The organism is Vulcanococcus limneticus LL, from assembly GCF_002252705.1.
GTDB lineage: Bacteria > Cyanobacteriota > Cyanobacteriia > PCC-6307 > Cyanobiaceae > Vulcanococcus > Vulcanococcus limneticus.
The window spans coordinates 18,537-29,247 of sequence record NZ_NQLA01000037.1; the positions used below are offsets into that span (position 1 = coordinate 18,537).

The following is a 10,711-nucleotide window of genomic DNA, read 5'->3' on the forward strand; positions in this document are numbered from 1 at the left end:
CCCAACAGGCCATCGTCTAAACTCCAACCACCGGGGCTCGGTAGCTCAGCTGGTTAGAGCGTGGGATTCATAACCCCAAGGTCGGGAGTTCAAGTCTCCCCCGAGCCATCCTCGATTGCCCCGCTGCGGCGGGGCTTTCTGCTGTCTGGGACTGGGTTGTGGAGGATTCCACAGGTCCAGCTGCTCGGTGCGGGTCGTAGCCGCTTGGAGCCGCTTGGAGCCGCTTGGAGCCAAAACGTGCGGAGTAGTCCGCACGTTGGACTGGCATAGCGGGAACAATCTGCAGAGCCCGCTTCGGCCTCTGCGACATGCCCCTCAGCCGGTCTCATCGTCTCGATTTCTGGGACCAGTGCGTTCAGGAACTGCGTGCGCGCCGATCCCGCTTCCGCCTGCGCAGGGATTCCAACAGCCCGTTCATCTACATCCGGGAGGTCCATGGCGCGGCCAAGGTCCGCGAGTTCTCGCTGCGCCCTCTCCTCTGCAGCCACAACGAGGATGTGGAGGCGGCCCGCGACCTCTGCCTGCAGGGCCATCGCCTCGGTCGTTGGCCGATCCATCCCTCGCAACAGCAGGCGGTCGTCGAGCACAGCTGGTCCTTACTGGTGGAGGCCTGCGTGGTGGACATCGAGCTGCGGATCGCCAAGGAGGGCAGCCGGGTCCATGCCATCAACGATCTGCGCAAGCGAATCGCCCGGTTCCGTGACCCAGTGGATCCGCAGCAGCTGCAGAACTGGGCCCAGGAGAAGGATCCGCTGCGGAGCCTCAAGAGCTTCAACCGACGGATCGAAACGCTGTCCCAGATCCACCGCAGCGGGCTGCTGGATCTCAGTGCTGTGCTCACGCGGCTCCGTGCCCTGCGCCCGAAGGGTGCTGCCGAGAAGATCCGCAAGGCCTCGGCGATGCGGGTGCGGGTGATCCCGGCAGATGACGACCTGCAGAACTGGCTGGATCGCCTGGACCCCTTCCTGCAGTGGGTGTTCGCGACGATCGCGACCTATGGACTCAGACCCCACGAGCTGTGGCATGCCACCGGCATCGACGCGAAGGGCTGGATCAGCATCCCCGGTGACATGAAGACCAAGACCGGCGAGCACTTTGCTCCTCCGGTGCCGGAGGCCTGGGTGGAGCGCTACGGCCTGCGGCGCCACTGGGACCGATTCCATGCCCAGCTGAACCGCCGCTGGACCGTGCGCTTCGTGCAGGTGTCCGGTGTCCAGATTGCCGTGAACAACGTGGCGGTCTCGAATGGCCTCTACAAGGAGTTCCAGCGCAAGGGGCTGCAGAAGCTGTGGGCTCCCCTGGCCGATGGTGAGGGCATGGACTGGGTACGCCCCTATGACCTGCGCCATGCGTACGCGATCCGCTGTGCCACCTCATCGGAGACCGCCGATGCGTTCGACGACGACATGGCGCAGTGGATGGGCCATGGGCTGGATATCCATCGCCGCATCTACCTGCGATGGATGAATGCCAGCCGCAAGAAGGAGTCGATGCAGCGGCGGCGCGGTGGCACCTTGAACCCTGTCGTCCCTGCCGTCGTCGGAGCTGCTCTCCCGCGGGGCATCACGCCGGAGTTGATCGCCATGGCCATGAAGCTGAAGGCGGCAGGCATCGCTTGAGTCAAGGTCCGGCCCGCGCTAACCGCTGGAGGGTCTGGGGTGTCCTTGACAAGGCCTTCGTGAGCCCTCAGTCCTCCCAGTCCCAGACCCCCATCCGCTCCAGCCAGGCGTCGCTCTGGTCAGGGGCCCAGCCGTGGTGCTGCTCGAGCCGATCGGCGATCGAGAGCATCAGATCAAAGACCTCCCCCTCGTAGCCGCCGTGACGCTGGGCCTGCCGCTGCAGGGCCTGGGCCAGCTGGAGCAGGTCCAGCTCAGCCAGCAGGTTGGCCTGGTCTGCGGTTGCCTGGGCGTGGGTGGCATCGGCCCTGGCCCTGGCCCAGAGGCTGGGCTGCCAGGGCAGACACCAGGCCAGGAGTCGGTGCAGGAGCAGCACGGGGACAGGGACGGGGCTCCTAAGGGTTCCGGGCGGCCTCGATGGCATCGGGAACTGGCTGGCTGCGGCTGCGCCGGCAGGCTCAACGGCGCAGGCTTTCGCAGGCCTCCCCATCCCCGTCGCCATCGAGGTAGGTGTGGCCCTGACGCAGCAGTTGCTGGGCCTGGGCATAGGAGCCGATCTCGCGGCAGCGGTAGCGGCGACCCCCGGTTGTGGTGTTTGTGGCACCCGTGGGTGCGAGCGGGGTGCTGGTGGCCCAGGGGGATGGCTTCTGACTGCTGGATCCAGCGGCGCCCGCACCAGCGGGTTTTGTGGTTCGTCTGCTGCGCCGGAAGTCCCAGGGTCGGGTGAGGCCGCCGGGCACCTGCCACACGCCGTAGCGCCGGCGGCTGGCCCGATATTCGGCGTCGAGATACTCTCTGGCGTTGCAGCCGCTCAGGTATTGGCGATAGGCAAAGGCCAGGCCGTCTTCCACCAGGGCCAGGTTCAGGTTCACCCCACCGATTACTTCGGCCACGGTGCGGCCATAGCGGTCGGTGGTCTGGGGGATCAGCCGCACATCACTGCCGGTCGGCAGGCGGGTCTGCAGATAGAGGCGGGCCTGGGCTCCGTAGGGGGCCTGGGCCATCTCGGGGGCATCGATGCAGGCCAGCCGCACCGTCACCAGCCGGCCACTCTCACGCACGCGGATCGTGTCGCCATCGCCGATCGACACCACCGTGGCCGCGCCGCCCAGGGGCAGGGCTGCTGATGTCACCGGGCTGCTCACCACCAGCAGGGCCGTGAGCAGCAGGGGCAGGGATGGCCTTGGCACTCCTGGAGTCTGACCTGAGGCCTCCGCTATGCAGTATCTGCCTCAATGCGCCGCCGCTGGCAGTAGCGGCCAGGCTGGAACTTGCTGGAGCCTGGCAGTGTCCTGGTCTGTTCTGGAGGTAGAGCTGCCGCCCATTCTGTCCAGGGTTGGCAGTGCCATGGCCGATCAGCCGCTGCGGCTCCTGATCAGGCTCGAATCAGGACCATCGCGTCCAGTCCGATCGAGCCGATGTGTTGCCCGACACCACGCGCGAATCAATTCTTGGCACGACCCCAGGTGATGCCTACGGTCAGCAGGGCACCACTGGCCCATCCTTCGATCACCATGAGCAGCGTTTCCCTTGAGCACGAGGATCTGGCGGACGATCTGCGCCGGATCCGGCTAGGCGGCCGACTGGACATGGTGGGTGTCGGCGAAATCGAACTGCGCTTCACCAGCCTGGCGGCCAGCAAGCCGGTTGGGGTTCTCGTCGATCTGAGCGGGGTGACGTTCCTGGCATCCGTAGGCCTGCGCTCCATCATCCACAGCGCCAAGGCCCTGGACATGAAGGGCGGCCGGATGGCCCTGCTGGTGGGTGACAACGCCCTGGTTCAGAGCACCCTGGAGACCGTCGGCATCGCCGACATCATCCCGGTCTTTACCGAAGAGGCCGCGGCTCTGGACTCCCTGGGGGCTGGGGCCCACTGAGGTGATGAGCGCTCCCCCTGCGCCTGGCAGCCTGTTCCTGGAGATCCACGCGGATCCGTTGGAGTTCCGGCGCGCCTCCTGCTGGCTGCGGGAGAGCGGTGCGGCCCTGGCCGTTCCTGAGGAGCAGATCGACCGGCTCGAGCTCTGCCTCAACGAGGTCCTGGCGAATCTCGTGGAGCATGGCGGTGAGGCGGCGGCGCAGCATCCGATCCAGCTGCAGCTGGAGGCCGTTCCGCCGCCCAGTGGCTGCGGTGCCCAGCTGGTGGTGTCGGATAGCGGAAAGCCATTCGATTCCGGTCAGGTCAGCCTCAAGCCCATGCCGGACAGCCTGAGCGAGGCCTCCCCGGGCGGACTAGGGCTGCGCCTGGTGAAGGCTTTCAGTGATGGCATGGCCTACCGGGTCCTGGATGGGCGCAACGAACTCAGAATCGCGATGCACTGGACTCCTGAATCCTGAGCTCCCACGCTCCCGTACCCCACGCCTCCCCCAACAATCACCGGGGCTATGGCTGGATCCCCCTCTTCCGGGAGGTGGATGAAGCGTTGTTGGTGCGCCTGCTCAGCCGCTGCGAGGTGCGTCGGCTCAGCGCCGGCACCGACCTGCTAAAGCCGGGGCAACCCAACGACAGCCTCTACATCCTGCTCAAGGGCGAGCTGATGGTGTACCTGTCAGCGGACATCACCGCGGGCCAGGGCATCCCGATCCAGCCGGGATACTGCATCGGCGAGTATTCCGCCATCGATCGGTTGCCGGTGTCGGCGCTGGTGCGATGCGAGGGGGAAGCGGAGGTGCTGCACCTGAGCGGCCCTTTCTTCTGGAAGCGGCTGGTGCCCTTGCCGGGGGTGGCCCGCAACATGATGCGGGGGCTCACGGAACGGGCACGCACCACCAACCAGCTGGCGCTGAACAGCCTGCGCGAGCGGCTTGAACTGGAGCATCTGCGCAAGGAGCTCGACCTGGCCCGGCAACTGCAGGCGAGCATGCTGCCCCTGCGCCATCCCCTCTTCCCCGACCGCCACGACCTGGATGTGTGCGCCAGGGTGGAGCCGGCGGCCAGTGTGGGTGGCGACTTCTTCGACAGCTTTCTCACCGCAGACGACCGACTGTTCCTCTGCATCGGCGACGTGTCGGGCCATGGGATAGGCGCGGCCCTGCTGATGGCGCGCACGATCGGGCTGATGCGCAGTCTGGCGATGACCACCACCGCTCCAGAGACCGTGCTGGAGCAGCTGAATGCCTTCCTCTGCGAGGGCAATGACACCTGTCTGTTCGCCACCCTGTTCTGTGGCTACCTGGAGCCGGCCAGTGGCACCCTCACCTACTCCAATGCCGGTCACCTGCCACCCCTGCTGATCCAGGAAGGCCACTGCACGGAGCTCCCCCTGCCCCGTGGGCTCCTGGCCGGTGTCGCCCCCCGGGCCACCTATCGGGCCGCAACGGTGCAACTCAACCGCGGCGACTTGCTGTTCGCCTACACCGATGGGCTCAGTGAAGCGGAGGATGGCGAGGGCCGCCCCTTTGGCATCGACCCGTGCCGCGACCTGCTGACCCAGCGGGGGCAGGAACCGCTGCCGACGATTCTGGATGCCGTGCGCGATGCACTCACCGCCTTCAGCGGCAGCGGCGCCCTGGAGGACGACTGCACCCTGCTGTTGTTGCGGCGGCCCTGAGCCGCAGTGGAAGGGGGGCGCAGAAGCGCTGCACCTGGCGTTGATCCGGCCATCTCCTCGCTGGCACCTGCAGCGCCAGCCGTGCTTAGGTGGAGGGGCTACCTGCAGCGCCCTTGATGAGTGAAGCCTTTGCGCGCTTCCACCCAAATCCTGGATGGACAGCCCAAACCACCCAAGCCCAAACTCCAGTCACCGATACCGTCGGCAAACACTGCATCCTCGAGCTCTACGGCTGCAACGGTGCCAGGCTCGACGACGAACTCTTTCTCCGATCCGCCATCACGAACGCAGCACTGCGTGCAGGCGCGACACTTCTCAATTTGATCACCCACAGCTTTGAACCGCAGGGGGTGACAGGACTAGCACTTTTGGCTGAATCCCATATCTCCATCCATACATGGCCGGAGTCTGGCTATGCAGCCGTGGATGTCTTTACCTGCGGAGACCACACCATGCCTGAGAAGGCCTGCCAGGTGCTGGTGGAGGAATTGCAAGCACACAGCCATCTGCTCAAGAGCTTTCGCAGGGAAACGCCCTGCAAAATTGCCGGAGCGGAGCGCGAACCCTGAACGCTGAGCAGAGCTGAGCTGACTGGTGGGGGCTCTGCGGCAGCGGCTCAGACCGTTGTCGCATCCCGCACGCTCTCAAACAGGTCGATATCCCAGGCCACGAGGTCACGGCGGATCGCTTCGACGCGGGCATTGGGAAGCAATCGGGCCAGATCTTCGCCGGTGATCACGCCGTGCAGCTCACCACCATCCTCCCGAATGAAAGCAATGGCATGCCAGGCCAGAATCGCGGCACCTACCGCCGTGGGATAGGAGATGTAGGTGGCCCCAGCATAGGGGCTGTGCAGTAGACCTTTGTAGCGCAAGTAGCTGAAGCCCACGGTCTCAATCGTTTTTTGGCGGTCACTTCGAACCTGCTCCGTATAGCGAATTTCAGCAGCAGCTGCAAAGTGGGCCCGACGGATCACGCCATTGCGCAGGTACTCTTCGATTCGACGCGGCTTGTTCATGCCAGGTAGGATGGCGCGAACCATGGCCTCGACCGTGAGTTCACTCTGCTGAGGTAGGGTGCGTTTTGATAGCAGATTGAGCTTGAAGAGCGCCTTGACAAGCTCCACTTCGGAACCGCCTGTATAGACGCCGATGGACTCGATTTCCGGGAAAGAGCGGTGCAGGGACAGTAGTTCTTCCTGGTACAGGGGATACTGACGCGTTGGGGACACCTCGCCTGGGAAGGTGTGATCGCGGCCAGCGCTGAACGGCTCCAGAATCTGGAGGCGACCTTCGCGCAGCAACCTGGGCCGTGCTGCCAGCTCTTCCAGGGCCACCAGAGGTGACCAGGAAAAAACAATCTCATCGGCATCAATGTCCTCAAGCAGGAAGAGATCAACGCTCTCGATCTCGAGATCGCGGCGGCGTGCTGCGCGCAGTTGATGCAGTCGCAAGCCGATCAGAAAGTTGGTGACTCCGGGAGAGATGCCGAAGTTGATCAGGGCCGCACGACCCTGCTCCCGATAGGCCTGATCGAAACCATACTGGGAAAAGGTGTAGGTGCGTTCCGTTTCGGCATCATACATATCAGAGGCCAGATCAAGAACATTGGCGCCGACTTCCAGGCCCAGTTTCAACATCGGTTCGTTGAAACGTGGATTGGCCGCATTGACAAGAATGTGGGCGCCCTTCAGGTGGGCAAGCTGGTCATCCGATCCGTCAAACAACGCATCGAAGTCTGAAACCTGCAAGAAGTCGATGCGGTCAAACAGCCACTCGGCATGGAAGAGGGCATCACGGGCCAGCTCCGGCTCCAGCACCACCACCAAGAAGCGAATGGGCACCCCATCGCGCTCGGCCAATTCTGCCAGGCAGATCAACATGGAGGATCCCACGGCACCGAGCCCGAAAAATGCCACGGAGAGCGGTTCGGCTGCCTCCAATGGTCTGCTCATCACCATGGTGCCTCGGGCCTATAGGCATCCATCCTCACCTGCGCATGCCCTCGCGCGTGAGGTCTGGAGTTGCATGTCCACAGACCAGCGCACAGCTGCTAGTGATGCCGGCCGCAACAACCCGTTGATCCAGCGCAAGGCGTGCTGTTGAGTCGTCACCTGATGGGGTATCGCAGCCAACCTGAGCAGAGAGCCCGTCAGGAGCAGAGTTGGCCGCGTTGTTGACTGCTGGAGACACGCCTGCCATGAAGCTCTGGATCCTGCAGTCCGCAAGCCAAGCAAGCCCGAGTACCCCAACCTACGAAGAACAGCGCTTCCGGGAGGAGGCCCATATTCTTGGAACTGATATTGAGTTTGTCGGTACCAATGAAATCGATCTGATCGTGACCCGTGGTGGAAGCCGCTCGATCCGGCGGTGTGGTCAGGAGGTTGAGCTTCCAGATGGGATTCTACCCCGTACTGGCAGCAGTACCAGTTACTTCAGCCTGGCCATCCTCAGGCAGTTTGAACACCTTGGTGTCGCCGTGATCAACTCACCTCGCGCAATCGAGGCCGTCAAGGACAAGCTGTATTGCCAGCAGCTTCTGGCCCATGGCAATCTACCAATTCCTCGAACAATGCTTGTTCGCTTCCCCGTGGATCTTTCCCTGGTGGAGAGACAGATTGGCTTTCCCTGCGTCGTGAAGCTGATCGCGGGATCATTCGGAGAGGGTGTGTACCTGAGCCGAGACAAGGAGAGCTTTCGCGATCTCATGGAGCTGATTGCCAGCCTTGACCAGGGCAAGGCTTTGATCTTGCAGGAATACTTTGGCGAGCGTCCGGGCCAGGATCTGCGCGTCTGGGTTGTGGGTGGTCGCGTCGTTGGCGCGATGCTGCGGCGCAGTGTTGACGGCAGCTTCAAGGCCAACATCTCCCGAGGGGGATGTGGGGAGATCTATCCGCTTGATGACGAGATCGAGGTGCTGGCTCGTGAGTGTGCCCAGTCCCTGGGGCTGGAGATTGCTGGGGTGGATCTCCTTTTCGAGGGCGATGGGTATCGGGTCTGTGAAGTGAACAGCGCTCCTGGCTTCCTGGGCTTCGAGCAGGCTACGGGCATGAACATCGCCCGTACGATCCTGCAGCATTGTCATTGGCGAATCAGGCGCCAACTCGCCGAACCAGCACTGGCTATGGACGCTGCCCATTCGGCACCCAGCGTCGCTGACTCCAGTGGCTAGAGCGATCAGAACGCAGATCGGTCGGATTCCAATCCGATGGCATTGGCTGAGGATTGATACCAGCTTTGACTAGGGCCCCTGAATGGCCTCAGCAATCTTGGACTGTCCATCCTTGGAGAGTGCAAAGCCAAGGAATGCCTTGGCTTGAGCAGTTGGCGGTTCCCGATAGGCATAGAACAGGGGTCGCTGGAATGGATAGGATTCTGCTTCAGGGGTCCTGCCGTCAATGGGTAGCACGCGCACCGTCTGTTGATCGGCTACCTGCCCATAGGTGGCGTACCCAATCCCATCGGGGCCGAGCATCCGCAGCATGGGTGTTGTCGCATCACGCACAAGGGTCGTGATGTTGGGCGTCGTTCCAAAATTGCCATCTTCAAGAACGACCGTACGGAAGATCTTGTTCGTTCCACTGACGCTGGGCCTATTGAAAACCCGGATCGTGCGATCGGGTCCACCGAAGGTGGCCCAGTTCGTGATCTCGCCACGGAAGACCTGCACCAACTGGCTGCGGGAGAGGCTGCGGCGGAAGGGGTTGGCGACTCCGACCACGATGGCGATTCGATCCTTGGCAACCTGCACAGCACCTAGGCCACGCCCCTTCTCCTCTTCGGTCAATGGGCGTGAGATGGCCGCCAGGTTGATGCTCCCACCCAGGAGAGCTTGGATGCCATTGTCGGAACCAGTGGCAGCGGTTTCTACCAAGCTATCGGGATAGGACTTCAGGAAGCCAGCCTTAAGGGCTTCATTGATGAGAACCATGCTGGTGGAGCCATCAATGCTGACCTTTGTGCCAGCTGGCACGCTTCCTTGCCGAGGGAAGAGCGTCGCAACCTTGGTTTCACTGCCACTGCCAACAGCAGGGATGGATGGCGGATTGGGGATCGTTGGCATGGCCAGCCGCCACCCCTTGAGCTGGTGCAGTTGGGACTGAACCAGCCACAACCCAGCAAAGGCCAGTGCGATGAAAACAATCGGCGGCGGACCACTTCGCTGGCCTCCCGATGGCTGCTGATTCATGACTGTTTGGGTTCGGGGCGTTGCGGTTCAGCCGCTGCCTCCAGGGCCCTGAGGCGTTGGGAGACCTGATCATCCAGGGTGAGCTGATCGAGATCAGCTGCCAACTTCTCCTGGGGATTCTCGGAGAGCTCCGCCATGGCCTTGCTGGTCAGGTGGCGGCCTTCAACGGCATTCTTGGCCGCCTCGAAGCTGGATCGGGCTGAGCCGATGTCGAAATCGCTGTTGACCTTGGCGATTGATTCGAGCGCTGCATTGACCTCGGCCAGGTCCTTGATGTTCTGCATATCAGACTTGTACTGTTCCAGCTTGATACGCTCTCGGTTCAGTTTGTCTTTTGAGGCGTTGACGAATGCCTCCGCCTGCTGAACTTGCTGATCAAGGGCTGGCAGCAGCTTTTCGATCTGAATCGCACGGCTCATCGCCAGGCGGGCACCATCCTCATGGCCTGTGCTGAGGGCCAGTTGCGCCTGCTCCTCAAAGGTCTTGAGCTCATTGGTTTTCTCCTGGTATTTGCCCTTTGCCCTTTCATAGGAGCCCACTTGCATGGCCACCGCCTTGGCCAGCTGCTGTACAGACTCCTGCATCGACTGCAGCGATTCTTCCGCTACAGCCACAGCCATCTTGCCGCCGGCCTCCACCGGCAGGCCCCAGAGCCACCGCCAGCTGCCCACAATCACGCGACCGGCACGCTCGCCCATCAGCCAATAGACGAAGGTCTTCACGTCCAGCAGCCAGCTCCAGAAAGGCTAGGTGGCTCTCCCGGGCCCGTCATCGGTCTCAGCCACCGAGCGGCCTGTCATGGGGCTGGCCGGGGTCAGGATGGAGGCAACCAGCGCGCCTGGCCCCCATGTCCACCAAGTCTTCCCCATCGCTTCCGGCCTTCGCTTCTGGTAAAGACCTGCGGCCGCTGCGTTCCGGCAGTGGACTCGCCATCCTGCTGTTGCTTCTTGGTTGCCTCACGGGCCTGGTCATCCTGATCCGTCGCGGCGAAGGCGTGCACCGACCGCAGGCAGGGCGCCCGGCCCAGCAGTTGTGGCAGAGCCGTGAGGACCTGAGGCAGCGGATCTGGGAACTCGAACAGCGCCTGCTTGAAGCGGTGCCCGCCTCGATCGAGCAGAAGTACAGCGATCTCTGAGACTTCCAGGCCAGCTGCCCTGCCCGGGCTCGGATTAAACAAATCAGAACCTCCTGTTGGTGGCCCGTCTGGCTGCTGCAACGCCGACAGCAGTTTCTTGGTCATTCCTTAGCCGATTCATTACTTGGGGCCTCCTGAGAAACACCAGATCTTCTGCGCCGCAATGGATCTGAGCAGCTTCTGCCGGTAAAATGTGCGCAAATCGGCCTGTTACGGCCAAATTG

General features: G+C 62.9%; 13 protein-coding genes and 1 tRNA gene. 8 read left to right on the top strand and 6 right to left on the bottom strand.

Features of this window, described 5'->3' with window-relative positions:
- The first annotated feature begins 34 nt into the window (after nucleotides 1-34).
- Nucleotides 35-108, top strand: a tRNA-Met gene (locus CJZ98_RS13130).
- A 200-nt stretch (nucleotides 109-308) separates the two neighbouring features.
- Nucleotides 309-1,619, top strand: coding sequence for a site-specific integrase (locus CJZ98_RS13135; RefSeq protein ID WP_094591589.1), 1,311 nt, complete (start codon nucleotides 309-311; stop codon nucleotides 1,617-1,619).
- Between the two features lie 67 nt (nucleotides 1,620-1,686).
- Here CJZ98_RS13135 and CJZ98_RS13140 read toward each other — a convergent pair whose 3' ends face one another.
- Both CJZ98_RS13140 and CJZ98_RS13145 read right to left on the bottom strand, forming a co-directional pair.
- Nucleotides 1,687-1,992 carry a hypothetical protein gene (locus CJZ98_RS13140; protein ID WP_232756467.1) on the bottom strand — a complete coding sequence of 102 codons (306 nt, stop codon included), beginning with the start codon at nucleotides 1,990-1,992 and terminating at the stop codon, nucleotides 1,687-1,689.
- An 82-nt stretch (nucleotides 1,993-2,074) separates the two neighbouring features.
- On the bottom strand, nucleotides 2,075-2,806 hold the full coding sequence (locus CJZ98_RS13145; RefSeq protein ID WP_232756468.1) for a thermonuclease family protein: 732 nt from the start codon (nucleotides 2,804-2,806) through the stop codon (nucleotides 2,075-2,077).
- A 324-nt stretch (nucleotides 2,807-3,130) separates the two neighbouring features.
- Here CJZ98_RS13145 and CJZ98_RS13150 point away from each other — a divergent pair, with 324 nt between their 5' ends.
- The 4 genes from CJZ98_RS13150 (at nucleotide 3,131) to speD (ending at nucleotide 5,733) form a co-directional block, all read left to right on the top strand.
- Nucleotides 3,131-3,493: an STAS domain-containing protein gene (locus CJZ98_RS13150; RefSeq protein ID WP_157910984.1), complete on the top strand. Its 363-nt coding sequence runs from the start codon at nucleotides 3,131-3,133 to the stop codon at nucleotides 3,491-3,493.
- Between the two features lie 4 nt (nucleotides 3,494-3,497).
- Nucleotides 3,498-3,950 (top strand): ATP-binding protein, encoded by a 453-nt coding sequence (locus tag CJZ98_RS13155; RefSeq protein ID WP_094591592.1) that lies wholly within the window; start codon nucleotides 3,498-3,500, stop codon nucleotides 3,948-3,950.
- Between the two features lie 74 nt (nucleotides 3,951-4,024).
- Nucleotides 4,025-5,164, top strand: a complete 1,140-nt coding sequence (locus CJZ98_RS13160) for a SpoIIE family protein phosphatase (RefSeq protein WP_094591593.1) — start codon at nucleotides 4,025-4,027, stop codon at nucleotides 5,162-5,164.
- Between the two features lie 116 nt (nucleotides 5,165-5,280).
- A complete protein-coding gene (speD, locus tag CJZ98_RS13165; RefSeq protein WP_094591600.1) occupies nucleotides 5,281-5,733 on the top strand; it encodes an adenosylmethionine decarboxylase in 453 nt (150 codons plus the stop codon).
- Between the two features lie 47 nt (nucleotides 5,734-5,780).
- Here the strand turns inward: speD and CJZ98_RS13170 are convergent, their stop codons facing one another.
- The gene (locus tag CJZ98_RS13170) at nucleotides 5,781-7,046 is read right to left on the bottom strand and encodes a saccharopine dehydrogenase family protein (RefSeq protein WP_198537775.1); all 1,266 of its coding nucleotides are present in this window, start codon (nucleotides 7,044-7,046) and stop codon (nucleotides 5,781-5,783) included.
- A 317-nt stretch (nucleotides 7,047-7,363) separates the two neighbouring features.
- On the opposite strand from CJZ98_RS13170, the gene CJZ98_RS13175 reads away from it, so the two are divergent.
- Complete coding sequence (locus CJZ98_RS13175; RefSeq protein ID WP_094591595.1) at nucleotides 7,364-8,335, top strand: ATP-grasp domain-containing protein; 972 nt, start codon at nucleotides 7,364-7,366, stop codon at nucleotides 8,333-8,335.
- A gap of 69 nt (nucleotides 8,336-8,404) precedes the next feature.
- On the opposite strand, the gene CJZ98_RS13180 is transcribed toward CJZ98_RS13175, so the two are convergent.
- Both CJZ98_RS13180 and CJZ98_RS13185 read right to left on the bottom strand, forming a co-directional pair.
- Complete coding sequence (locus CJZ98_RS13180; protein WP_094591596.1) at nucleotides 8,405-9,352, bottom strand: phosphate ABC transporter substrate-binding protein; 948 nt, start codon at nucleotides 9,350-9,352, stop codon at nucleotides 8,405-8,407.
- A complete protein-coding gene (locus CJZ98_RS13185) occupies nucleotides 9,349-10,074 on the bottom strand; it encodes a PspA/IM30 family protein (protein WP_094591597.1) in 726 nt (241 codons plus the stop codon). The genes CJZ98_RS13180 and CJZ98_RS13185 overlap by 4 nt, the downstream gene beginning before the upstream one ends.
- 125 nt (nucleotides 10,075-10,199) lie before the next feature.
- Here CJZ98_RS13185 and CJZ98_RS13190 point away from each other — a divergent pair, with 125 nt between their 5' ends.
- Complete coding sequence (locus tag CJZ98_RS13190; protein WP_094591598.1) at nucleotides 10,200-10,487, top strand: hypothetical protein; 288 nt, start codon at nucleotides 10,200-10,202, stop codon at nucleotides 10,485-10,487.
- 43 nt (nucleotides 10,488-10,530) lie between these two features.
- Here the strand turns inward: CJZ98_RS13190 and CJZ98_RS19130 are convergent.
- A partial coding sequence (locus CJZ98_RS19130) for a hypothetical protein (protein ID WP_232756469.1) occupies nucleotides 10,531-10,711 on the bottom strand: 181 nt, incomplete at its 5' end.

Coding starts and splice junctions, on each gene's coding strand:
- CJZ98_RS13135 (WP_094591589.1), top strand. CDS start 309: ATGCCCCTCAGCCGGTCTCATCGTCTCGATTTCTGGGACCAGTGCGTT.
- CJZ98_RS13150 (WP_157910984.1), top strand. CDS start 3,131: ATGAGCAGCGTTTCCCTTGAGCACGAGGATCTGGCGGACGATCTGCGC.
- CJZ98_RS13155 (WP_094591592.1), top strand. CDS start 3,498: ATGAGCGCTCCCCCTGCGCCTGGCAGCCTGTTCCTGGAGATCCACGCG.
- speD (WP_094591600.1), top strand. CDS start 5,281: ATGAGTGAAGCCTTTGCGCGCTTCCACCCAAATCCTGGATGGACAGCC.
- CJZ98_RS13170 (WP_198537775.1), bottom strand. CDS start 7,046: ATGTTGATCTGCCTGGCAGAATTGGCCGAGCGCGATGGGGTGCCCATT.
- CJZ98_RS13175 (WP_094591595.1), top strand. CDS start 7,364: ATGAAGCTCTGGATCCTGCAGTCCGCAAGCCAAGCAAGCCCGAGTACC.
- CJZ98_RS13180 (WP_094591596.1), bottom strand. CDS start 9,352: ATGAATCAGCAGCCATCGGGAGGCCAGCGAAGTGGTCCGCCGCCGATT.
- CJZ98_RS13190 (WP_094591598.1), top strand. CDS start 10,200: ATGTCCACCAAGTCTTCCCCATCGCTTCCGGCCTTCGCTTCTGGTAAA.